Origin of the sequence: Pseudomonas sp. SCA2728.1_7, from assembly GCF_018138145.1 — a bacterium.
Taxonomy (GTDB): domain Bacteria; phylum Pseudomonadota; class Gammaproteobacteria; order Pseudomonadales; family Pseudomonadaceae; genus Aquipseudomonas; species Aquipseudomonas koreensis_A.
The window spans coordinates 3,256,097-3,279,535 of record NZ_CP073104.1 but is presented as its reverse complement, the minus strand read 5'-3'; the positions used below and the strand labels follow the sequence as shown (position 1 = coordinate 3,279,535).

Sequence of the window (23,439 nt, the reverse complement as noted above, 5' to 3'; positions counted from 1 at the left end):
ACTCCCGTTTCGGAGATCGATCATGTTTCATAATTCAAAATTGACCAAAGCTTCGCTAGGGCTTGTGTTAGGCCTGGCCGCCGGCACCGCTCTGGCCGCCATCACCCCACAACAAGCCGAACAACTGAAAACCACCCTGACCCCCATGGGCGCCGAGCGCGCGGGCAATGCCGCCGGCACGATTCCCGCCTGGACCGGCGGCATCACTCAAGCCCCGGCCGGTTACAAACCGGGTCAGCATCACCCAGATCCTTTTGCCGCAGACAAACCGCTGTTCACCATCACCAAAGCCAATCTCGACCAATACAAAGCCCACCTCAGCCCCGGCCAGATCGCGCTGTTCAACAGCTATCCCGACACCTTTCAGATGCCGATCTACCCGTCCCGCCGCTCCGGTTCAGCGCCGCAATGGCTGTACGACAACACCCTGAAAAACGCCACCTCGGCCAAGCTGCTCGAAGGCGGCAGCGGTTTCTCCGATGCCTACGGCGGCGTGCCATTCCCGGTGCCCAAGGATGGCGTTGAAGTGCTGTGGAACCACATCACCCGTTATCGCGGCATCTACGTTGTACGCCGCGCCTCCGAAGCGCCAGTGCAACGTAACGGCAGCTTCGCGCTGGTGACCTCGCAGCAGGAAGCGCTGTTCAACTACTACCGCCCGAACGGCCAGTTTGCCGATCTGAAAAACATCCTGTTCTACTACCTCGCCTTCGTGAAAAGCCCGGCACGGCTGGCTGGCGGTGCCGCCCTCGTGCACGAAACCCTCGATCAACTCAAAGACGCACGCCAAGCCTGGATCTACGACGCCGGCCAACGCCGCGTGCGCCGCGCACCGAACCTCGCCTACGACACGCCGATCGCATCCTCCGATGGCCTGCGCACCGCCGACGACACCGACCTGTTCAACGGCTCGCCGGACCGCTACGAGTGGAAGCTCAAGGGCAAACAGGAAATCTACATCCCCTACAACAACTACAAAGTCGCCAGCCCCGACGTGAAATACGCGCAGTTGCTCACCCCGGGCCACCTCAACCCGCAATACACCCGCTATGAACTGCACCGGGTCTGGGTGGTGGAAGGCAACTTGAAACCGGGCTCGCGACACATCTATTCCAAGCGCGTGCTGTTTCTCGATGAAGACAGCTGGGGCGCCGCGCTGGTCGATCAGTACGATGGGCGAGGGGAGTTGTGGCGCGTGTCGATGGCCTACCTGAAAAACTTCTACGACCTGCCGACGACGTGGAGTGCGCTGGATGTTTTCCACGATTTGCAGGCGCGGCGTTACTACGTGCAGAACCTCGATAACGAAGAGGCGGAGACAGTCGATTTTGCGCAGCCAGTGCCGGAGGATGCTTACTTTATGCCGTCGGCGTTGCGGCAGCGTGGCACTCGGTGATGGCTGAAGTCTAAGTCCACCACTGACAGAAAAAGTCCGAAGCCACTGATACATTTGGCTTCGGGTTTGTTCTGTGGAACTAAAAATATCTGCTTTACAGATATCTGTATTTGAGATAATTTGGCTGCATGTAGGGATACCAGAACCGAAAAATTGTATGAGAGTGATCACAAAAGCGGCGGTTGCGCGGGCCATTGAGACTCATGGTCAGTGGAGAGATCCTCTCACCTTGTGGCTAACCATCTTCGACAGAGCATCGCTGCGCTTCGAGTCGTTTGAGAAGCTTCGTCAAGACTGGGCCAGCGCCTCAGGTTGGAACGTCGATCGTATCCCTCACTCGAAGCTGAGGCTGACGAGCAAGAAAGGCCCGCTTGATATTTACGTTTTTGATATCAAGAAAAACGAGTGCCGTGTCATTACGTGGATCAACACGAAGACTGGCACTATCTATATCAAAGACATTCTTCCCCATGCCGGATATGACAAATGGTGGAAGGGTGATGTCAAGTAGTTGGCCAGAATGAAATACGCTATTTATGTTTAACGAAAATACAGGTGATCTCAATGAAGCGTAATAAAGTCGAAGCGACAGGACTGGATTCCTTCATAGCCGATATTTCACCCATGCTTGAGGGACTGGGCGATCAGCTAGCGACTTTGTCCAAGTTGTTGTCTGCCTGCCATGATCCGATAAAAAATGATGACGATCTGCAAGTGCGAATGGCCCTGATTGATGAGCTTTATTCCCACGCAAGCACCGAGGATCATGCTGCGGCACGATTTGCGGAGTTTGTGGCTGATCGGGTTTATGAGTACGAAAATGAAACGGTGTTGATTGCTTATTCGTCCCAATCTGAAGCGCTGGCGTTTCTGCTGTCGGAAAGAGGCGTTAAACAGAAGGACTTGTCTGAGATCGCAACTCAGAGTGCTGTTTCAGAGATATTGAATAACAAGCGAAAAATGACCGTTGCCCAGATAAAGGGATTCGCCGAGTTCTTTAAAGTGCCAGTCGAGTTTTTTATGCACGGTGTGGTTTGACGGGATGCCGTGACAGGTCTAACGCAATCGCGAGCAGGCTCACTCCTACAGGGGATTGGCGTCGTTCACATAATCTGTGATCAACACCATTTCTTGTAAGAGTGAGCCTGCTCGCGATGCGGTTGTAGCTTCAGCGCTGAATCAGGATCAAACGCGGAAGTGGCTGACCATCTGCTGCAACTGACCACCCAAACGCGCCAGTTCAACACTCGACGCTGCCGTCTCATCACTCGCCGCTGCGGTCTGTTCCGACACGTCGCGTACGTTGATGATGCTGCGGCTGATCTCTTCGGCCACGGCGCTCTGCTGTTCTGCAGCGGCGGCGATCTGCTGGTTCATCGACTGGATGTTCGACACCGTGCGGGTGATGTTTTCCAGTGATGCGCCAGCCTTGCGCGTCAGCGCCACGCTGCTGTCGGTCAGGGCGCGGCTGTTGCTCATTACCGCCGAAACCTGCTGGGTGCCGTTCTGCAGACCGGCGACCAGGCCTTCGATTTCTTCGGTGGATTTCTGCGTACGCTGAGCCAGACCACGAACCTCGTCGGCGACCACGGCAAACCCACGACCGGCTTCACCGGCACGGGCTGCTTCGATCGCGGCGTTGAGCGCCAGCAGGTTGGTCTGTTCGGCGACAGCCTTGATCACGTCCATGACGCTGCCGATCTTGTCGCTTTCCTGTTGCAACACGCTCATCGCTTCGGTGGAACGCACCACTTCGCTGGCCAGACGTTCGATCTGCGCGATGGCTTCGTTGACCACTTTGTCGCCTTCACGGGCTTCACCGTCAGCGGCGGCAGCAGCTTGCGAGGCTTCTTCGGCGTTGCGCGCAACTTCCTGCACGGTGGCGGTCATCTCATGCATCGCGGTGGCGACCTGATCGGTCTCGACTTTCTGACTGTTCACACCGGCGCTGGTCTGCTCGGTCACGGCCGAGAGTTCTTCGGCGGCGCTGGCAATCTGGGTGACGCCGTCGCGGATGCCGCTGATCAAGTCACGCAGGGTCACACCCATGCGGGCGATGCCTTGTTGCAGTACGCCAAGTTCGTCACGGCGGGTGACGGTGACGTTCTGGGTCAGGTCGCCGCTGGCGATGCGCTCGACCACGGCCAGGGTTTCTTGCAGCGGACGGGTGATCTGACGGGTGATGATCACCGCAGCAATCACGCCAACCAGCAGCGCCAGCAGGGTGCTGATCAACTGGAAGGTGCGCGCCTGGGCACTTTCGATGTCGCGACGGTCGAGTTGGATCTGATAAAGCTGCTCGCTCGTGGTAACGATGGCGGCGCCCTGATCGGTCATTTCCTTACGGGCCTGCACCGCGTCGGTGTTGGCATTTTTATACGCCATCAATGCGCTGCGATAATTGATCAATGCGGTTTCCAACTGACGCAGGGCATCTTGCTGAGAATCAGCGAAATGCACGTTCAGTTGCTTGAGGCTGGCGATCGCGACATCCACCTGGCCGACGGCTTTCTGCTCGGTGTCGGCGTTGGTGGTGGCGGTGTAACCGCGAACTTCGTAGCGCGCGAGGATGAACGCTTCCTTGGCGGCGGTGATCGCCTGGAACTGTTCGAAACGCTGTTCGCTCATGTCCATCTGCTGCACGCGTTTGCTGATCGATTCGATCTGGTTGTACGCGGTCTCGGCACTCACGCTCATGCTGTCGCGGGCGCTGTTGCCGGTGCGGTAGGCGTTGCGCATTTTGTTCAGCGACGTCTGGTATTCAGCGATGGTCGCTGCCTGCTCCTTGAGCAGTTTGACGTTTTCCGGGCTCTTGAAGCTATTGATCAGCTTCTGTTGCTGCGCGGCGAAGCTTTCGAGGGTGGTCTGCACATTCTGTGCGGCGGTTTCATCGCCATTGGTCAGCATGTATTGCAGACGCACTACGCGCAGTTTGGTCAGACCGGCGTTGAGCTGGGTGATGTCGCTCATCCAGTTGCTGCGGTCGATCAGGCCACCGAGGCTGGTCCAGCCTGTCAGGGCCAGCACGCAGGTCAGGGCCAGCACGAGGCCGAAGCCCAGGCCCAGTTTCATGTTCACGCTGATGTTGCCGAACCAGCTATTCATCAAAAATCCTCCAGAAACGTTGGGTTTCTTGTCGTCGGTTAGGCTGGAAGATTGTTGTTTTTTTGAGCCAGCAAGGGTGTTAGCAGGTTTGTATCGGCCGCATTTCCCAGAGCTGAAAGGATTTTGTCCTACGGAATTTGTAACATCGGATCCCAAGACTTTTTTCACATGGGTTTCACTGGCTGCCCACGCGCGCCTCTGTACCTTCGCCGCATCGAATGAACCCGAGATGCACAGTGGCGAGGCGGTTTTTGTGGAATTGAGACTGAGTCTGTTCGGCGTCAAACGCTCGATCGATCTGAGCTTTTTGGCGCGTTTTCGCAACACTTGGGTGGTGTTGGCGGCATCGGTATTGGTGATCCCGCTGACCCTGTGGTTGCTGGCGCCGGCGGCAGTGCCGGATCTCGCCCATGGCAATGTCTCCGGTGCGCAGGCGCTGGCAGCCGGTTGGGCCAAGGGCGAGATGATCGTGCTGGTGCGTCATGTCGAACGCTGCGATCACTCCAAAGCGGCGTGCCTGAGTGGCAATGACGGCATCACCGATCGCTCGCGCAGTGTCGCGGTGGCGGTCGGTGCACGGTTCGAACAACTGGGCCTGAACAACGCCGACATCTACAACAGCCCGTCGATGCGCACGGTGCAGACCGCCGGTTACATGTTCAACCATGCCGCCAGCGGTGACGACTGGTTGATCAACTGCCGGGGCCGCATGTTGCAGGACGCGTTGGCCCATAAGGTTCCCGGTCGCAATCTGGTCCTGGTGACCCACAGCGAATGCATGGCGCAAATCGAGAAAGACCTCAAAGTGCCGACCTCGGACATGGGTTATGGCTCGTCATTGTTTGTTTCCGCTGCCAGCCCGGCGGCTCCCAAGATGCTCGGCTTTATTGAAGCCTCCGACTGGCGCACGGTGACCACCCGATGAAATCCCGTTTCTACCTTTATAACTTCGGCATTCCGCTAGCCTGCGCGGCGCTGGTGTTCCTGATGTTCGACATGACCAAGATCGACATCGCCTTCAGCAACCTGCTGTTCGATCCGCTGACGCAGTCCTTCCCGCTCGACAAAATCCACTTCTTTGAGAAGCTCACGCACAAATGGGCGCGGATCATTCCCAACTGGACGGCGGAAATCGCCCTGATCGGCGCGCTGCTATCGGTGGTCTGGCCATTGGTCAATCCGCACAAACGTCCGCGCCTTGGTGCGATGCTGGAGCGCAGCAAAGTCGCGCCAGTACTGCGATTTGCCGCTGAACACCGTAGGGATTTTCTGTTTGTGGTGGTCGCATTTGCCGTTTGCACTGGGGTGATTCACTTCCTCAAATCCCACACCAGCGTTTACTGCCCGATCGAAACCACGCTGTACGGCGGAAAAATGGCTCACGTCGAGTGGTACAGCAACTTTCAACTGTTCCATGAAGCGGGTAGTGGCCGGTGCTGGCCGGGTGGTCATGCGTCGGGCGGCTTCACCATGCTGGCGCTGTATTTCGTGGCGCGGCGCTATCAATGGCGTTTTTCCAGTGCCATCTTGTGGGGCTCGCTGTTGCTGGGATTCGTTTATGGCACTACTCGCGTCCTGCAAGGCTGGCATTACATGTCCCACACCTTCTGGGCCGGAATCTTCGTCTGGGTGGCGTGTTTGCTGACAGCGCTGGCCTTCTACGGACGGGCGCGGCTGGATGTGCCGGTGCTGAGCAAGCGTGAGCAGAAAGCGTTCAGTGCTCAACCCGAGGTTTCTCTCTGAACCCGTTCGGATGAAATGAAAAACCCGCCAATCATCGGCGGGTTTTTTTATGCGGCTGCGCAGGCCTCAATAGCCGACGAAGTAATACGCCTGACGTCCGACCATCATGGTTTTGAGCACTTTCAGGGGGGGCGCGGGTTCGCTGTCGCCGGCCATCACCACGACATGCGAGGGTGATGCTGTGAGGAAGTCTCGCAACTGCGCCTCGGTATCCAGCCCTTTGAGTACTTGCTGGGTATAGAAGACCGTGGCGCCGCCGACCCGCTCATTGGCCTGAAAAAGTGCGACTTGATGCCCGGCAGTTTGCAGCGTCTGAATCTCTGCACTCAATGGCAGGAACGAAAGCTTTTTGTCGGCGTGGGGCAGTGCCCATTGCGCGGCCGCGAGATAACTGCCGATCACCAGCGTGAGCACACCCATTGCCAGTGTCTGACGATGACGGGCGATTCGGCTTACGAATCCATTGCCGGATTCGTACTGCTTCAATCGTTCAAACAACACGCCTGCATATTCTGCCGCGATCACCGCAGCGGCTGGCGTCATCGACATCAGGTACACCGTGCGCTTGCTCGACGCCAACGTCAGCATCACGAACTGCGCAACGATCCACAGGCTGAAAAACAGCAAGTAGCGGTTGGCCTTCAATTGTTTGCGGAAATGCCAGAGCCCCAGGTACACCAGAATGTTCCACGGCAGGAAGGCTTCCGGTAGTTTGGCGAGGTAGTAATAGAACGGTTCATAGTGTCCGGCTTCGACGAACGATCCGCTGAAGCGTCCGACGCTGTTGGTCAATAGCACTTCTCTGACGGCTTGTGCGCCGCCGTGCTGAAAGAGGATGACGAGCCAGATCAACAGCGGAATCAAACCGATCAGGGTCAGTAAGCCCGGTCGCAGCCAATCCGTGATTTTCAGGCGCCTGTCCATCAGGTTGTCAGTCAGCAGATAGGCAAAAATCACCACCCCCGGCATCGCCAGCCCGAGCACACCCTTGCTCAAGGTGGCGATGGCGATCCCGACGACAAACAACAGCGAGTTGCCCGCGGTCGACGTCCGTTGCGCCTGGAAAAAGGCCAGCAATGCCGTGGTCACGCCGAGGGCGAGCAATGCATCTTCACCGACGCCGCGCACATTGCTCCAGTAACTGGCCATGGTCGCGAGCAGAATGCCCGCCGTCCAGGCAATCATTTTCGGCCGTTCAAAGCGGCGCAACATGCCGTACAGCAGCATCACACTGAGCAAACCGGCCACCGCCGACGCCAGTCGCACAGCCCACGGTGAAACGCCGAACACGCGCATCGCGCCGGCATCCAGCCACAGGCTCAGTGGTGGTTTTTCCAGAAACGGTTCACCGAACAGGCGTGGCGTCACCCAGTCGTCGTCCAGATGCATCTCCATGGCGATGCCGGCGACGCGGGCCTCGGTGGAGCCTTGCAATTGGTGGTTGCCCAGCGCGAAGAAAAATAGCAGGGCGGCAAGCAGAAACAGCGAAGTGACGGCACGCGACATAGGTTTCAGGCAACCGGAAGGGGCGGGAGGCCTGAGCATACGACGGCAATCCTTAACGAATTGTGAAACTCACGCCAAAGGTTTCGACCAGCGCTTTTCCGGTGTTTCGAACCTCGAATTGACCCGCGCCGTCAGCACGTGATCCTGCCAGCGCCCGGCAATGTTCAGATACGCCTTGGCGTAACCCTCGCGCTCGAAGCCCAGGCGCTCAAGCAAGCGCGCACTGCGCTCGTTGCCGGGAATGTAATTGGCCATGATCCGGTGCAGGTTCTGGGTATCGAACATGTAGTCGATGCCAGCCTTCAGCGCTTCGTGCATCAAGCCCTGTCCCTGTTGGGCCTCATCGATGTGATAGCCCAGATAACACGCCTGAAACGCTCCGCGAATGATGCCGCTGAAGTTGCAGGCGCCGATCATCTGCTGGCCGTCCGGGGTCAACAGCGCGAAGTGCATGGCCAGCCCGGCCTCGAATGCGCTGGCCTGTATTTCAAGGCGCCGGCGAATCTGCTCGGTGGAAAAATATTCGGTGGTGCGGATGGGTGACCATGGCGCGAGGTGGCGCTGGTTACGTCGGTAGAACTCGCTTTCGAGCTCGGCCTGCTCTGGAGCGAGTATTGCGAGCGTCAGGCGTTGGCAGGGCAGGGTCAACAGCGGCATCGGGCGCTCCGGCGTGTGGGATCTGCAGGCAGAGTCGCGCAATCACCGGGGTCACGGCAAGTCGTGGCGAATAAGGGACTTTGTTTCAGACAAAAAAAAGCCCGCAGGAGCGCGGGCGAACCGTAGTTTCTTGAATGAGCGAGCGGACTGTACAAGGCTTGGCCGCGCAGCTGCAGTGAAGAAAAATTCATCTCGATGGGCGGCTCGGCGTTGGCCGATGCTCACCCGAGCGATGGGGCGACTCGTACAGGTTTCACCCGTCAATGGCGGGTTTCAGGCCCGCAGGTTTGCGGTCCCTGCGGGTCAAGATTGTCCCGCGCCCGGCAGACCAGGATCTCGGCCAGTGCGCTCAGTTGCTTCATTGCCACCGCCACATGGCGTTTGGAGCCGTCGAACTCATCGGCAAGGTTTGCGCTGATGGCGACGAGGGAGTCGAGGATCTCGCTGGCGTGGGTAAGCAGGGTCAGTGTGTCGACATCGTCGCGCACCCTGATGAGCTGATTGAGAGGAACATTCCGCCGCCGACGGGTCGCCGCGGCGCGTGCGGTGGTGTTCGACTGAGGTTGGGTGCTGGAAGCGTGTGCGTCGGAAGGTGCCGAGCCAACCAGCGAAAGTTGTGGGGTCTTTTTCATGACGTAGCTCCGTGGAGTGAACATTCACTGCAGTTGCGGCTGCCAAACCGTCCGTTGGATGGCAGTGGTCGTGGAGGGTAACGTCCTGAGGAACCGTCCACCAGTTCACCAAAGTCGACGCGTGTTGCAGGAATTTTCCTAGGACGTTCGGTGTGGGAAGGAGGGCGAACCGCGAATAAAAAAAACGGGTGTCGCCGTGCTCTCGGGCGGTCATTATGTTCAACGGAAATCATGGCGGGCTTCTCTGACACACGGTGCAGTGCCTCCCTTTAAAGCAAACACACGTCGATAAATCGGGAAGCTTTTTCTACAAGGAGTAGAAGGTATGCTGAATCACGTTATCCCCCTGTTCCTGGCTGCGTTAGCTTTTGGCGCGCAGGCAGATGTCCAGATCCAGGTCATGCCCATTCCTGAGGATTTGAAAAATCTGAAGCCCGTCGCTGTTGCGCAGAGCGATGTGGAGGCGCAAAAGCGGCTTGATCGAATCGACTCGATAGTTCAGCGGTTCCGCCTGAAAAAAGATGAAAAGTTCATCTATACAGGTCACTACACATCCAGTCTTCTATTGGCGCCTCTGGTTGTTGTCTACAAGGTTTATCCAGAAGAAGTCCCCTTGAAAGTGGTCATGCTCAACATGCAAAGGGGCGATGCGCGCGTTTATACCGTTGATGTCGACGATATCCGGCCCTATTCAAGCTTCACAGCAGGTCCCCTCGACGGCAGGATCGCCGACGATGTCCTTAATCCAGGCGCCTCGGCGGCGCGATCCAAAGCCTATTACAAGGAACGCTATGACACTTATCAGTCGTCGAGAATCAAGCTCGCTAGAAAAGTGGTAGCAAGCGACGCTTGTGAGACGGTAACGAGTGTTGACCTCTACAACTTCAATCGCGAAGTGTTCACGGCGTTCTGCGGGAACGGCATGACCTTCAGTCAAACTCCGGCTGAAATAGAATCCGGGCAAGCAATAGACCCAGTCCTAAAAACGTGGATGGTTAAACGGCCGCAGTAGGTCGGAAGCTCGATGCCGGTGCGCCCGGCTCAAGGCATATGGTCAGCGGCAAAATCAGCTTCTGACCGGGCGCGCAAACGGCCCTTGCGACAAGCCACCTGGAAACGCTCGAAGTCGCGTTCGTTCTGCGCGGTGTAACTTTGCGCGTACTTCAGCAGCGCATCGGCCAGCGCATCGCCTTTGCCAATGTAACCGCTGATTTGCGCCGCGAGGCCGGATGCCTTGGCATGTGCCCGGGCGAGGGCTCGGCCGCACACTCGTCCATAGGCGGCGAAGGTTTCGGCGTCGAAGGTCTCAAGCTCAGCGGAAATTTTCATGTCGCGCAGTTGCCGCACATAGAAGTGCCGACCGCTGGGGCCGGTGGTCCAGCCGAGAAACAGATCGCTGGCGGCCTGCATCAACCGCTGCCCCTCGACCACGCGTTGGCCTTCGTGGCGCGTGCGCGATTTGACTTTGACGTAATCGGCGAGCACCGAACGTCGCGCTTCCTTGAACTGCAGAAACAACGGAAATTCCTGATCGTCGGTCAACAGCGCCACCAGGCAGCGCGTACCTACACTGCCGACGCCGACCACTTTGAAGGCCAGGTCCTGGGCGTGAAACCGTGAGAGCAACTCGCGACGGTCGGGTTGCAGAGTGTTTCGATAATCACGCATGAACGCGTCGTAGAGCGGGCGCCAGTCCGACAACCGCAGCCAGTCATCGTCGGCGTCCAGCAGCGTGGTGTTTTTGTGCAGGTGGAAAATTTCCGGCAGGTCATCGCGAATAATCAGACGACCACTGGCATCGCGCTCACTGATTTTGGGCAGCAGCTCGGCGTGGGTGCGCCGCTCAGCCTTTTCGATGGCGCGCTCCACATGTTCGAGGGTACTTTTGCGCGCCTGCGCAAGCAGATCGTTGTAGCTGATGGACTCGTACCAGTTTTCCAGCGAACTCTGTTCGGCGCATTCCAGCAGCGTCGTTTGATAGGCGCCGACCATTTCACGGCACACCTGTTCCTCGACCGACTCGCCGTGGCGCAAATCGCGGGCGGCCACCACGAAACTCGCCGCGAGACGCTTGAGATCCCACTCCCACGGTCCGGGATGCGCTTCGTCGAAATCGTTGACGCTGAACAGCAAATTACGCTCAGGCGTGGCGAAACCGCCGAAATTCATCAGATGGCAGTCACCACAGATGGGCAAGTTCAGGCCCATGTTCGCCGTGCCCGACAAATCGTGCGCCTGCAACAAGGCATTGCCGCGAAAGAACGTGAACGGCGATACCAGCATGCGCCCGTAACGCAGTTCGACCAGCGCCTCGACGCGGCCCTGGCTGGAGGCCTTGATCAACGGAATCGGGTCACGGTTCATCTTGCCGGTGGATGCCTGAGCGCTGCGCGGGCACTTCTTGCGCGCGTCTTTGCCTTGTTGCATGCGGTCTTTGAGAGAGGTCATGGGGGCTCGGTGTGGCGTAAGGGGCGCTGTGAGTGTAGAAGCGCTTTTGGGGTTTATCCGCTGGCGTGAGTCCGGTGACAATCCCCATCTCGATGTTCGCAACATAGAGGCTGTGTCGCCCCTGCGCCCTGGATAGCGCGGATCAAATGTTGCTGGAGGGGCGTGTGAGCTTGAAGGAGAGGGGATCCTTCAGGGAACGGTTCACATAATTCTCACCTGAGTTTTGCCATGATCGTTGCCAATATTTCATCGGCCCGAGCGAGTGATCCCGTCATGAATGTGAGCGTGCTCTACGCGTTGGTTGCGGCAGCGTTGTTTGGCGCCAGTACGCCACTCGCCAAGCTGCTGGGCGTACAGATTTCACCGATTTTATTGGCCGGATTGCTCTATCTGGGCAGCGGGCTGGGTTTGACCGTCCTGCGTGTTGCCCGCGATCGAGGCTGGCAGCGTTCCGGACTCGGAGCCGGCGAATGGCCGTGGCTGGTCGGAGCAATCGGCTTCGGCGGCGTGCTGGCGCCAGTGGCATTGATGTTCGGTTTGACCAGAACGTCCGGCGCGAGCGCGTCACTGATGCTCAATCTGGAATCAGTGCTCACAGCGCTGCTGGCGTGGGTCGTGTTCAAGGAGAATGCCGATCGGCGAATCGTGATCGGCATGCTCGCCATCGTGGCCGGCGGTGTCGTGTTGTCCTGGCCGCAACAGGCCGTATCGTCGCAAGACTGGACAGGCCCGCTGGCCGTCGCCTTCGCCTGCTTTTGCTGGGCCATCGACAACAACCTGACGCGTAAGGTCTCCGCCTCGGATGCACTGTTTATCGCGGGCAGCAAAGGTCTTGTGGCGGGGGTGGTCAACTGCAGCCTCGCCTTGTTCATTGGCACACAACTGCCCGCCGCCGCCTCGCTGGTGCCCATTCTGCTGGTCGGGTTTCTCGGTTACGGCGTCAGCCTGGTGATGTTCGTCCTCGCCCTGCGCGGACTGGGCAGTGCGCGCACCGGCGCGTATTTTTCCACAGCACCGTTTCTGGGCGCAGGTATCTCGATTCTGCTGCTGGGCGAGTCGGTATCGCTGATGTTCCTGCTCGCTGCCGCGTTAATGGCCGTGGGGGTATGGATTCATCTGATGGAGAACCATATTCATGAGCATCAGCACGAACGGCTCGAGCATGAACATCGCCACGCACACGACGAGCATCACCAGCATACACACGGGTTTGAATGGGATGGAACGGAGCCGCACAGCCATCCGCATGTGCATACGCCGATTCGGCATAGCCATGCGCATTTTCCGGATGTGCATCATCGGCATGAGCATTGAGGTGTGTGGGGTAGGGATTGGTTTTTGGCGGTAGGGGCTGGATGGGACGGCCAGATGCGACAAAGCCCGCATTTGGCGGGCTTTGTCGTTGAGAGTTGGTGGAGCCGGGGGGATTTAAAATCTATGTATAACCTATTGTTTTTTATTAATTTAGTTACAAGTTTATTATTAGGTGCCCCCATAAGTGCCCCCGTGCACATATTTCCGATGAGCGGCTATTTGAGGAGTTGAACTGGCGTCCTGAATTCTCGTTTTGCGACTGGGCGAGGCCAATCAACCACAGGGGAGCATTCAATAGAATCGTTCGTGTACAGCATAACCTTGGTTGCCTGGCCAGGAGGGTTTGATGTCCAGCTCAGACCGGGTGCTGGGTAGATGTCAGGTCACGCGGTTGGGTTTTTTCCGCGGTAGCGCACCATGGGCTCATCTAGGACGATTTGAGCTGAGGTGCTGTATGAGACACTCGATGGTTACCTGCCACAACTGTGGCAAAGCGATGGTTCCGAGGGCGTCATATAGCCGTGGTTTCTGGGGGTATTCGCCTTCGTCCAATCATTGCCCCTTTTGCCTGAGTGAGAACTGGCACGGCGGAAACCCAGGGTTAGGGGCTCGGCTGTTCGCTTTGGTTGGCCTGGCTCTTGGTGTTCTGGCCTGCGTGTTGGTGGGAGCTCTTTTGTTCAAGGTGCAGTGGTGGCTTGGTGTCGAAGGACAGTGGCCTCTATTGACGCTGGGCACATGTGCTGTGTCGGTTAGCTCGGGTTACCATTTTTACAACTGGTTTGTAGATTGCTGACAACCAGTGATAATGCTGTGGAAGGCGGTAATCGGCCAAAAGTGGCTGTTGCAGAGATCTCCAGGTTGTTCTCCCATTCTTAGTAGCTAGCTCCTTGGCGTCATCCGCTGTCACGGGGCAGGCTTATCGCAACTTTAGTTGCTGTCAGCGGCGTCATAGCACGCTGTGGCACATCAGCCCGCAAGCCTGTGAGGCTCGGTTGAGTGCTTAAAGCCGTGTCCACTCGCTGGGCAAGATCAATCAAGGTTACGTTCGTTCCTAGGGCTACATAGCAGCCTTAAGGCGACACTGAATCTCGCTGCTCGGATACGATTCGAAAGCGACAGCAAGCGGGCGCGGCCCCTCAGCAAGCCAGACAGCTGCCAAGCATGTCGTGGGAGGAGCGACGACGGGACGATTCACAGAAAAACACTCTCGCACTGTGCTCGAATAACCACAAAGCGGCCATCGGGTGATTTCTGCCGACGGTCAGGTGCGTAGTGGGTGCTATGAGTCAGATGGTGAAGGTGAAAAAGCGGTGGATCGCTTTCTCTCAGATATCTAAACTGGAAGGCTACGCTGTGTCGTGGACAGCGAGCCTTACACATTAGTCGTGTGTGAATAAGCTATCCGTGACAAACCAGTACAAAGACAGCCGAAAGAGGTTCAGCACATGAATTCAGCCCCCGACTCCTCTATGAGTCTTAGGAAAAAGCTACTGTCCCAATGGTCACAGCTGGGGGGGCAGAACGTTAGTGAAAAAGAATCATTAACGTTGACTCGCTCTCAGGAGCAGCTATTGCTGGACTGGTATAACGCGGCTCTGCGCAAGCACGGCTTTCAGCCAGCAGAGCAGCCCACTCCTACGTTAATTCAGCTGGCTGCTTGGAGTGTGTTCGGTACCGCTGAGCTGGATACTGCCTCGCGTGAAGCGCGTGCTCTTGAATATCAGCGGACGGCCAATGAGTTTTCTGTCGATCCTTCGATCTTGTCCTCGCTGATCTGCACTGCCTATCGCCTAGAGGCAGAGGAAGGTCATGCCTAAGCCAAGCATCATTGCATTTGAAGGCATCGACGGTAGTGGCAAAGAGACGCAGTGCAAGCTCTTAGCAGAGCACTTGAGGGCGCACGGCAAGCGCGTTTGGATCGCTGATTATCCTCGGTATGATCAATTTTTCGGCCGAGAGATTGGCAAGCTTCTATCCGGGCAGGACCTAGGACGCTCTGCCAGCACCTTAGATCCCAAGTCTATGGCGCTTTGGTACGCACTTGATCGACGCAGCGACTATGATCGGACCTCCGAGCAGTGGTTGGCTTCTGACTATGTGTTACTCAATCGTTCCACACTCTCTAGTATGGTTTACCAGTCGCTGCGGGCTGCGGATCCAGAGCACATGCTCAACTGGATCGAGCAACTAGAATTTGAGGAGCTGGGCATCCCGCGACCTGATTTGTTTCTTGTGTTTGACGTTTCCCCCAAATCGTCGGCCTCGAACATGCAGAAGAAAGGTGTGCGCGAATACACCGCCAGCGAGCTTGATGTATACGAAGGCGATCCAGACCTTCAAGTGCGTTCTTGGAGGCTCTACCATGAGTTGTGTAGGGATAGAGCAGACGCGGCACTGGTGCAATGCGAGGGCGAGCAGGGTCAATTGCTTGAAAAAACAGTCATTCTAAATTCGGTGCGCGAGATACTAATCAAGAGATCATTGCTTTGATCTACGATTCAGAGCGTAACGTTTTTTACCCTGGCGACTCGGATTGCGTCCTACCTCATGTTATGTGGCACATAACAGATGTGTGTCCGCTAAGCTGCCCGTACTGCTTTTCGCCAAAAACAGAGCAAACCGTGCTCCCTGAGGCGATAGATCGTATCTTGACTATTTTTGAACAACTGGGAGTTCAAAAAATTGATATCGGCGGTGGTGAGCCTTTGGTTTATCAACATTTGCCGATGCTCATCGAAAAAATCCGGGCACAAGGGATATGTTGTACCCTCACTACCAGCGGTGTGGGGCGAAGAGACAACCTTGAGTTCCTTCCCTCGTTAGCCCCGCATCTCACAAGGTTAATCATGAGTCTGGATGCATATGGTGGAGCTCATGACCGGTTAAGGGGGAATATCAACGCCTGGAAAAATGTCAATGATATTGTGCGGCAACTTGATGAGACAACACGTCGGCAAAAACTGCGTATAAACACAGTGGCAACCAGTTCCTTCGAGTTTGAGTCGACTTTTGAGCAGTTAGCAAAATGGGTTGATCAGTCTGGTGTCCGAGAGTGGTGCTTGATTCAACCTCACCCAGCCAATCAGAAAGAAACCTACAAAGACTACCACCTCAGTGAGCGCCAATTCGAGGCCGTGGTTCAGCGTGCCAGGCAGCTTTTAGAATCAGAGGTCGCGCTGATTGTGCGCAAGTCTAGCCTCTACAGTGATTACTGGGTTTTACATCCTTCGGGGCTTCTACAAAAGCACACCACTGGCGCGGTCGATGGTGTTGGGATAGATGTAGCACTAAATGATATTGAAGACATCACGGCCGTAATCTTATCGTCTGGCGCAAGTGCGCCATTGGAGGAAAAATGAAAATAGTTGTAAAGCCCGATGCGGTCACTCCTGTGAGCAGTGCATTGTTGGACGAAATTTCGGCAAGCATTGCTCAGCGCGGTTGGGGCGAGGTCAAAAGCGAGTCCAACAGCGTTGCGAATAGTAAAGGTGATTTAGTGTCAAGTATCATCATTGGGCTGGCGCTAAATGTCACCTCCAATGCCGTATACGATCTAATCAAAATGTTGATCAGCAATGCGAAACAGGCTGCTGAAGCTCGCGGTCAGACACTGCCTGAGATCACGACTGAGGAGCATGAGGAGTAATTGCTATTTGGCGAGGAGCGTTTCGTGAGTTTTCCTACGCGGATCATTTTTATCGGGTTTGGTGTCTCAAATTACCGATCCAGGGCGCCTTTATCTGGTCCCATTAAAGACCCTTTTTTGCTCTATGAAGCGCTTCGTCTTGCCGCAGCGTCTACTTTTCTTGAAGAACGCAGCATTGTGGTGCTTGACCCGACCGGCGCGCAGTTTATCGCTACCATTGAGTCCGCGATGGGAAGTTGCCTACCCAATGATTTACTTATTTTGTATTTCAGTGGGCATGCTGAGATAAAGTTGGGTCAACTTGAACTACTCTTGATCGATGACCCTGCATTTCAAGGGCGATGCTCAATCGATCGACTGCTTGATACTCATCGTTTGGCCAATCGTCCAAAAATTTTGTTACTACTTGATTGCTGCTATTCCGCCACTGCAGCAACAGCTATATTCAAAAACTCGTCTGCCGGGTGGCTGATTAATGTGGAACTGTTGACTCCCACGGCGGCCTATGAATTGGCAGAGGATGCAGAGGATGGCAGTCCTTTTGCCCATGCACTACGGCAAGCTCTTGGTACCTTAGTTAACCAAAACGAGCCGGTGACGGTTAATCGGTTGGTACAAAATGTAAATCGACTAACAACCGGCAGCACTGAGTTGCAGCATCATAGAGTAGATGGCGTCTTAGACTTGAACATTGCAAAAGCTCAAGTTCAAGACGATGACTTTGTTAGACTGATCGAAACCACATATCAGCGTATCGTAACGGGACGGCAGTCAGAACGAGAGACGCTATGGTTTGCATTGAGCGATGAGCCAGAAAAACTCACTCTTGAAATTTTTTCCCGCATCGAGCGTGACCGGTACTTGGAGCCCAGTTGGCTAGTGCGTCGTGCAATGGGCAGTTCACTGAGTACTGTAAAATACTTACGGGAGCAGTCCCGGCGGCATGTGATGAACCTAATTAGATCTGGTTTGTGGATGAACGTAGCTGTTGGGTTGAATGCCGCTAAGCGAGTTTTTGAAGCGTCGATAACCATAGAGCATTGTATCGATTTACTTAACTCTGACATGCCCATGGATATAAAATGGCTCGCCGCCTTATATCTAAATGATGTGGATCCTGAATATCGCGTTGATTGGGACTCAGCGTTGTCAGATGGCTTTCGCGATTCAGGTTGGGGACTCTACGAATTAACTCGAGTCCTAAAGCTCACCGTTCCCTCAGAGGTCGTGACACATTCCAGGCAGAATGCCACGCATCAAAGTGATCCAGTCGCCTATCTGCTCTTTATGAGCGAATTAGACCAAGCTCAGGATGAAAAAGTCGGTCTGAACGTGCTCAAAAATTATAGCGGCATAACGAAACTTCCTCTTCTGAAGGCTGCGTGGAAGCTGCACTCTAGTAAACCTCGAGGTACGACCAGTGCGTTCGGATCTCGGAAGTGGTTGCGCTCGAAACTATATGGAGCTTGGCGTCAGGCGATTAGTCTTGATATCGGGCGCGATCTCCTCGGGCATATGAAGTTGTCTGATAGGCATGAATTTTTAGCTGCTATACCCAAGTTGGTGCCCAGCGTCCCTCATCGCATGGCTGTTTTTGAAGGGGGGGGGCCAGGCGTTGGTGATTTGGATCACTTGTGTTGGGCTGCCATTGACCCTCATCCTTGGGTGCGCCGGGCATTTTTAGAATACCTATGCCGTCATGACTTTGAGCAGTGGCAGAGACAGGTCAATGAGCTGAACTGGACGGAAATATTGGACGTCAATCGCGACCAGTATCCAGGTCAAGTTGACCTTTTATTGCAGGTGGCCATAACTTTACGTTATCAACCCCTTACCAGCACAGCAGCGCAAGCGTTGAGAAAGTGTATAGAGGGGCTGCCGGCTAATGAACAGGAGTTCATAAGCCAAGCGTTAAAGAACGAGGGCGTTGTATTCTAAGAGCTTCCTTTTCTGGCTTTCTAGGGACCCTCTGAAGTGGCCTTGCATTCCTGGCCGACTTCAGCACCCACTGATTTTGAAAGCGGTAAATCGATCAAAAACGATCAGATCACTCGCTGATTTCTATGTTTCTAATCGCCGCGAGCACCTCGCGGCGGCTATTGCCCATATTACGGGCGCACCTCTCCCGTATTCGTAAGTAAATGTCTACGTGTCATCCACAGATTTGACAGCGCGAACAGCGTCACCAGTTGCGCGGTATTCTTAGCCTGACCACGGAAGCGAGCCTTCACATTGTTGCCCAGAATCAAGGCATCCGTCGTCATCTACTGTGCATCCTTTTCATCTCATGTTTTTCTGCGTCTGATATGTCGTCATCTGTCGACCATCTGATGCAAGGCAAGGTGATATCGTGAGCGAGACCTCCCACTTTCGGTAGATTTCCGGCGATAAAACCGTCTGAAATCGAATTCGGGGTGGTAAACAGTCGGTCACCATTTTGGTTCTTACAGCAAAGAGAGCCTTGGTCATGAGTAAATGTCGGCGCTGATTGAAAAACTGACCCAACATAGATTTCTGACTAATCATTCCCGCTCAGAACGCCGGGTAGGAACCGGCCATAAACAATCCTCGATTACTTGCGTAGGTTTGCTGGACTGCAATTTATGCTCTAGCGGGCCGGTATCCCTCTTCTATAGCGATATCTGGCGACTGCTCAACTGATGTTGCGAGGAAAGGACGTTCGTAGATGACGTAGAAGATCGCTCGGTAGCGCTGAAGGTAGCTTCGCGGTGCCTTTGTTGGACAGCTGAATGGCAACGGTTTTGTTAAAGTCCGAGAATTTTACTTGGACTTTTTCCAGCACATGTTTGCGGCCGGCCAGAAGAATATCGGTGGCATCGCGCACATCTTTTACCCCTTTGAGCAAAATTTTCCCTGTCACCCCTTCATCTATTTCGACACCGGAGACTTGGAGCGAGTCGACGGTGACTGTCTGATCTACCGCGTCCTGCAGAGCCGAGACCCATTCGATCAGGTTTACCGAAGGAGGCGTCACTATCAGGTTGAAATTGCAGGCTTCAAGCAAGCGGCTGATCAGTTCCTTGAGACTGCGCGGGTAATTTCTGAGCTCAATGTGGGGAGGCGAATCGAAAAGCGTGAACTCCGTCGTCCGATACCCTATTCGATCAAGTACCTCCTCACTCCCAAAAGGGGTCGATATCACCTCCTGGTAACTGTACTTTTCGATGTAACGCCCCTCGATGAAGTCATCCCTGATTCGCTCGATAGCGAAGCCATCCATGCTCTCCTCCGTGAATGGCATATCGATGAGCTTCTTCCCTACTGATCGAATCGATGAAGGCCATTGGGCATTCAGCCACCTCACCCTGTTCATGCTAGCTCTCCTTGCATTTCAGTACCTGCTTGAGCTTGCACTCTGAGTTCCTTGATAACCTTCGCAGCGGTTTCTTCGATGATGCCCAGATAGGTTTCTTTGTCTCCGGCGGTGACCGGCCGGATCGTCTTGGTGTACTCGAGTTCTACCAGCCGGTAGGCACCTCGGACGAAGTACTTGAAACCTTTTCCTTGCATCGGTTCCTCAAACGCTGCCTCAAATTCAACCATTGGCTGTGGTGCCTTGTGCAGCACGGAGCGCCAGATAATCGAGGTGATGAAGAAACCCTTCTTGGTCAGGCTCTGGTACTCCTCGGACGCTAGTAGCGTCTCGCCTTTTAGCGCTACGTTCTTGACCAGCGCCAATGCCTCTTCTTTGGCCACCTCCGCTTCTTGGTCATCGTCTAGGTCGAGCTCGTCCTCCTCTGGTTCCTGAGGCAGGCGCTCCACCTTCACGCTGGTTACGTTCTTCAATGAGAAGCCCGCTAGATTGCTGATCAGGGATGTAAAGAACTCTGTACGCAGGGCAGGGGACTGGAACTCGCCGAGCTCGATGCGGATGGCGGGGATTTCAGCTTTGGCCTTGGTATCCAGCTTGTGCTTGAGCTTGGAGTAGATGGTTTTCACACGATCATTGGCAGGCATCCGAATGACCGTCTTGTCTGCTGAGACGTGAAACTCGATCGAGGCCTCTTTGGGGGTGCGCTGGACAAGCCGTGTTTTGCCATAGTCGACGTCGGAGTACTTAATGTTGGCGACGACTTGGTTGCCGTCCTTTATTTGCTGAGTAACCTTCTCGTCCTCGGGAGACTCCTCAATGTATTCGCGGAGCACTTCCCGGATTCCTTCCACGGTCAGCGCAGTTGGCAGCGTCACGGAGGTGAGCTTTTCCTGTCGGCCGGAGTGCTCTCGCTGTTCCAATAGGGTGTTCAGATCATGATAGTCATGAGGGAGGAGAGAGATGGCGCTGACCAGGTCGTCCCGGCTGTCTTTGGCGGAGTAGAAAATCCCCCTGTCCTTTGCCAGTTCAAGCAGAACCTTTTCATTGATTTTCTGCTTGGCCGACATCAAAGCGTCGTGAATTTCCTTGTCCGTCGCACAGTACTGAAGCGCATTTTTGATCATTGGCGGGAGAGCTCCAGTTCACAGAAAGTGGTGCGTACGTGTTCAAGTTTGCCGAAGTCAATAGCATCCAGTATTTGCCTGAGATCGTCCCCGCCTTGATAGTCAGTTATGTACTGGTCTTTTGCCTTGGCGAAATTAGCAGAAGCGTTTTGGTGTGGGTCAACCAGGCGGATCGTGACCTCTGTTTCGGCCTTGATTACTTGGTAGTGCATCAGGTACTCAATGAGGTAAAGAAACTCATCGGTCGTGATTCCCCTCTTACGCATGAAGATCACGAAGCCCTGCTTGCTTCCCTTTTTTGGGTTCACGTAGGACAAAATAATCCAAGGCGCGGTCAGCATATCTAGCGTCGCAGCTTTGGCGTGTTCGAGCTGGACGTTCTTCCTGCGAACCAGATGGGGATAATAGAACTTACAGTAATCCCGCTCTGGTAGTAGACCGGCACCGCCGCGCAGATGGATGATCTCGTGGTGAACGTTGTTCAGCCAGTAAATATCCTCAGGGCCCATCACAACGATCTTGGAGCCCTTTGGGATATCCAAGTCTTCGCATTTCACCTTTTCAAGGATCTTGGCGAAGTCCTTGTCATACTCGTTATCGTGGTTGTAGACGAAAAGCAGTCCCTGGATATTCGCCGATACATCCGGATGGATGTAGGTGTCGCTGAACTCCTGGCTGATCTCGGCGCACCGCAGGCTCCTGGCTAGGCTCTCGATTGCCTCCCGGATGGCCTGTGTTTTGATGGTGCCCTTCGCGTAACTCTTGAGGTCGCAGTTCACATAGGTGCGAGACTGGGAGTACGGCTCGTTATACCAAAAGACGACATCGGAGGGATGGGTCTTGACCTCGTGGGTTTCTTGATGCTCGCACGGCCAATTGATATTGGTGTGCTCCATGCGACCCCAGAGAAACTCGTTGAAAATTCCCTTCGATAGCTTTTCTGCCATCTTCGCGATGTTTATCGTCTCGGCCATAATTCCCTGGGCTCTTTAATGTTGGTCAAAGCGGCGCTAGCACCGTGATGGCACTTATAATAGCGCAGTGAACACGATGGATAAGCCGAGTACAAGGTGATTACCTGTTCGCTTGGTATCACGCCTCTGCGCAGGATCAATCCGACACAAAAAATCGGGGACTCGATGAGTATCTTTGTTGGACAGCAAACGCCACAGACCCGTCTGCGAATCTGGTCCCAGTACGCCCCGGCCATTGAGCGGCACATGCGCGCGGCCGCCGAAGAGGCACGACACGACTATTTTGAGTATCTGTACGTACATCGTGACGATAGTCGACGGACGATCCAGCTGTTCGCCGGCAACCACCCGATATCGGCGAACGATGACGGAAGTCCCCTGACGGAAGGCGGTGCGGCGCTCGTGTTGTCACAGGACATCCAGTTTGGCCACGTCGCGGCCTTAATCTATCCCTACGAAACGTCCCTAGGCGCAGGGAAGCCAATTTTCTGGGGCTTCTTCGACAGTCCGACGGATGCCATCGCAGGTAAATGGCTCGATCGCGCAGCGCATGACTTCGCCCGTTGCTGCCGCGCATCCAGCATCGTAGACCAGACGGCTTATCCTTCCGATCGGTTGCGAATGCGGTGGCTCAAATTTCGAAGCTGGGCGCTCTGTTTTCGCGGCCGCTTCCCCGGTGGTACGAAGCTGATCTGCGCCAAGCCGTCGTGGGGCCGGAGGATCATAGCAGGCATTTTTGTCGTCCTTACCACGGTAACCGCGTTGCTTAATCTGCCGAGTATGGTGGCGACGTTATCAGGCTACACCGTGCCTAGGTTATGGGCTTTGTTGCATGATGGGCCTGCAGTTGACAGCGCCCCTCCTTCTGGATCAGAAGTGTCAGGCTCTGTGGCATCCCCGGCAGCAAACAGTTCCCAGAAAGCAATTCCGCGCCAGACAGAGCCAGCTATTACGCCAGCAGTGATAGGTGTTGAGATGCCCGTCATTTCCGGCTGGTACACGTTCTGTCCAACCTCGGCTGACCAAGGTAGCCCAAAACTTCTGGATCTCCTTTATGACGTAAGAGCGAATGCCGGCAAAGTGGCCTTCTTCGATATACAGGTGGACGTCGACTGCATCTTGGGTAGGCAGCCGGACTATGAGGCTGCGTTCAGCAGGATCGAGGACGCAGACGAGGTAATTTACCTCTTGCGCGTGCCCCTAGTAATGGACGGCGCTCCTGTCACGCCCGGGCAATGGATTAGTGGTAAGCGCGATCCCTCCGTTCTGCGTGCCATGTACAGCGACAATGGTTCCGCGATAGCGATACACAATGGGAACGACAGTCGTAATCCTCTGTCACGTTTCCAGCCCCATGTTGAGGGAAGCAGCGACATCCTCTTCGGGCCCTATGCGATAAAGGAAAGCTCCGACGACGATGCCATCACGTTCGATCTGAACGCTTCGTTTCTTGACAGTGCCGCTCTGCAGCAGGCGACCATTATCGCGGAAGAACTCCGTGCTACCCGTGCGCTGCCTACGACTTTGCCTTCGCCAGTTGGGAAAGGCGGGTCATAACCG

General features: G+C 55.3%; 21 protein-coding genes and 1 pseudogene. 13 read left to right on the top strand and 9 right to left on the bottom strand.

Annotated features, from left to right (window positions below):
- The first annotated feature begins 22 nt into the window (after positions 1 to 22).
- The 3 genes from KBP52_RS14745 to KBP52_RS14735 all read left to right on the top strand — a co-directional run bounded on the left by KBP52_RS14745 (position 23) and on the right by KBP52_RS14735 (position 2,434).
- Positions 23 to 1,396 carry a DUF1329 domain-containing protein gene (locus KBP52_RS14745; protein ID WP_212623025.1) on the top strand — a complete coding sequence of 458 codons (1,374 nt, stop codon included), beginning with the start codon at positions 23 to 25 and terminating at the stop codon, positions 1,394 to 1,396.
- A gap of 157 nt (positions 1,397 to 1,553) precedes the next feature.
- Positions 1,554 to 1,907 (top strand): type II toxin-antitoxin system HigB family toxin, encoded by a 354-nt coding sequence (locus tag KBP52_RS14740; RefSeq protein WP_228759094.1) that lies wholly within the window; start codon positions 1,554 to 1,556, stop codon positions 1,905 to 1,907.
- Positions 1,908 to 1,960: 53 nt separating this feature from the next.
- Positions 1,961 to 2,434: a transcriptional regulator gene (locus KBP52_RS14735; RefSeq protein WP_100846304.1), complete on the top strand. Its 474-nt coding sequence runs from the start codon at positions 1,961 to 1,963 to the stop codon at positions 2,432 to 2,434.
- A 147-nt stretch (positions 2,435 to 2,581) separates the two neighbouring features.
- Here KBP52_RS14735 and KBP52_RS14730 read toward each other — a convergent pair whose 3' ends face one another.
- Positions 2,582 to 4,501: a methyl-accepting chemotaxis protein gene (locus KBP52_RS14730; protein ID WP_212623024.1), complete on the bottom strand. Its 1,920-nt coding sequence runs from the start codon at positions 4,499 to 4,501 to the stop codon at positions 2,582 to 2,584.
- Between the two features lie 253 nt (positions 4,502 to 4,754).
- Here KBP52_RS14730 and KBP52_RS14725 point away from each other — a divergent pair, with 253 nt between their 5' ends.
- Both KBP52_RS14725 and KBP52_RS14720 read left to right on the top strand, forming a co-directional pair.
- The gene (locus KBP52_RS14725; RefSeq protein ID WP_212623023.1) at positions 4,755 to 5,426 is read left to right on the top strand and encodes a histidine phosphatase family protein; all 672 of its coding nucleotides are present in this window, start codon (positions 4,755 to 4,757) and stop codon (positions 5,424 to 5,426) included.
- A complete protein-coding gene (locus KBP52_RS14720; protein WP_212623022.1) occupies positions 5,423 to 6,244 on the top strand; it encodes a phosphatase PAP2 family protein in 822 nt (273 codons plus the stop codon). The genes KBP52_RS14725 and KBP52_RS14720 overlap by 4 nt, the downstream gene beginning before the upstream one ends.
- 66 nt (positions 6,245 to 6,310) lie before the next feature.
- On the opposite strand, the gene KBP52_RS14715 is transcribed toward KBP52_RS14720, so the two are convergent.
- From KBP52_RS14715 to KBP52_RS14705, 3 genes are all read right to left on the bottom strand, one after another.
- Entirely contained in the window at positions 6,311 to 7,750 is a 1,440-nt protein-coding gene (locus KBP52_RS14715) for a glycosyltransferase family 39 protein (protein WP_212623130.1), read from the bottom strand.
- A gap of 69 nt (positions 7,751 to 7,819) precedes the next feature.
- Complete coding sequence (gene rimJ / locus KBP52_RS14710; RefSeq protein WP_212623021.1) at positions 7,820 to 8,407, bottom strand: ribosomal protein S5-alanine N-acetyltransferase; 588 nt, start codon at positions 8,405 to 8,407, stop codon at positions 7,820 to 7,822.
- A 260-nt stretch (positions 8,408 to 8,667) separates the two neighbouring features.
- Positions 8,668 to 9,039 carry a hypothetical protein gene (locus KBP52_RS14705; RefSeq protein WP_212623020.1) on the bottom strand — a complete coding sequence of 124 codons (372 nt, stop codon included), beginning with the start codon at positions 9,037 to 9,039 and terminating at the stop codon, positions 8,668 to 8,670.
- A gap of 325 nt (positions 9,040 to 9,364) precedes the next feature.
- On the opposite strand from KBP52_RS14705, the gene KBP52_RS14700 reads away from it, so the two are divergent.
- Complete coding sequence (locus KBP52_RS14700; protein WP_077570988.1) at positions 9,365 to 10,051, top strand: hypothetical protein; 687 nt, start codon at positions 9,365 to 9,367, stop codon at positions 10,049 to 10,051.
- A gap of 29 nt (positions 10,052 to 10,080) precedes the next feature.
- Here the strand turns inward: KBP52_RS14700 and KBP52_RS14695 are convergent, their stop codons facing one another.
- Positions 10,081 to 11,487 carry a DUF2252 domain-containing protein gene (locus KBP52_RS14695; protein ID WP_212623019.1) on the bottom strand — a complete coding sequence of 469 codons (1,407 nt, stop codon included), beginning with the start codon at positions 11,485 to 11,487 and terminating at the stop codon, positions 10,081 to 10,083.
- A 273-nt stretch (positions 11,488 to 11,760) separates the two neighbouring features.
- Here KBP52_RS14695 and KBP52_RS14690 point away from each other — a divergent pair, with 273 nt between their 5' ends.
- The 6 genes from KBP52_RS14690 (at position 11,761) to KBP52_RS14665 (ending at position 18,385) form a co-directional block, all read left to right on the top strand.
- Positions 11,761 to 12,801, top strand: a complete 1,041-nt coding sequence (locus KBP52_RS14690; protein WP_212623018.1) for a DMT family transporter — start codon at positions 11,761 to 11,763, stop codon at positions 12,799 to 12,801.
- A 1,445-nt stretch (positions 12,802 to 14,246) separates the two neighbouring features.
- Complete coding sequence (locus KBP52_RS14685) at positions 14,247 to 14,618, top strand: hypothetical protein (protein ID WP_212623017.1); 372 nt, start codon at positions 14,247 to 14,249, stop codon at positions 14,616 to 14,618.
- Positions 14,611 to 15,291 (top strand): hypothetical protein, encoded by a 681-nt coding sequence (locus KBP52_RS14680; RefSeq protein WP_212623016.1) that lies wholly within the window; start codon positions 14,611 to 14,613, stop codon positions 15,289 to 15,291. Before KBP52_RS14685 ends, KBP52_RS14680 begins: the two co-directional genes overlap by 8 nt.
- 62 nt (positions 15,292 to 15,353) lie before the next feature.
- On the top strand, positions 15,354 to 16,160 hold the full coding sequence (locus KBP52_RS14675) for a radical SAM protein (RefSeq protein ID WP_249122287.1): 807 nt from the start codon (positions 15,354 to 15,356) through the stop codon (positions 16,158 to 16,160).
- Complete coding sequence (locus tag KBP52_RS14670; RefSeq protein ID WP_212623014.1) at positions 16,157 to 16,447, top strand: hypothetical protein; 291 nt, start codon at positions 16,157 to 16,159, stop codon at positions 16,445 to 16,447. The genes KBP52_RS14675 and KBP52_RS14670 overlap by 4 nt, the downstream gene beginning before the upstream one ends.
- Before the next feature lie 24 nt (positions 16,448 to 16,471).
- The gene (locus KBP52_RS14665; protein ID WP_212623013.1) at positions 16,472 to 18,385 is read left to right on the top strand and encodes a caspase family protein; all 1,914 of its coding nucleotides are present in this window, start codon (positions 16,472 to 16,474) and stop codon (positions 18,383 to 18,385) included.
- Between the two features lie 170 nt (positions 18,386 to 18,555).
- Here KBP52_RS14665 and KBP52_RS14660 read toward each other — a convergent pair.
- From KBP52_RS14660 to KBP52_RS14645, 4 genes and pseudogenes are all read right to left on the bottom strand, one after another.
- Positions 18,556 to 18,675, bottom strand: a pseudogene (locus KBP52_RS14660) (IS5/IS1182 family transposase); the annotation flags it as partial.
- A gap of 425 nt (positions 18,676 to 19,100) precedes the next feature.
- Positions 19,101 to 19,688: a hypothetical protein gene (locus tag KBP52_RS14655; RefSeq protein ID WP_212623012.1), complete on the bottom strand. Its 588-nt coding sequence runs from the start codon at positions 19,686 to 19,688 to the stop codon at positions 19,101 to 19,103.
- Positions 19,689 to 19,777: 89 nt separating this feature from the next.
- Positions 19,778 to 20,905, bottom strand: a complete 1,128-nt coding sequence (locus KBP52_RS14650) for a hypothetical protein (protein ID WP_048512733.1) — start codon at positions 20,903 to 20,905, stop codon at positions 19,778 to 19,780.
- Entirely contained in the window at positions 20,902 to 21,879 is a 978-nt protein-coding gene (locus tag KBP52_RS14645) for a hypothetical protein (protein WP_212623011.1), read from the bottom strand. The genes KBP52_RS14650 and KBP52_RS14645 overlap by 4 nt, the downstream gene beginning before the upstream one ends.
- Before the next feature lie 246 nt (positions 21,880 to 22,125).
- On the opposite strand from KBP52_RS14645, the gene KBP52_RS14640 reads away from it, so the two are divergent.
- Positions 22,126 to 23,436: a hypothetical protein gene (locus KBP52_RS14640; protein WP_212623010.1), complete on the top strand. Its 1,311-nt coding sequence runs from the start codon at positions 22,126 to 22,128 to the stop codon at positions 23,434 to 23,436.
- Positions 23,437 to 23,439: the final 3 nt, after the last annotated feature.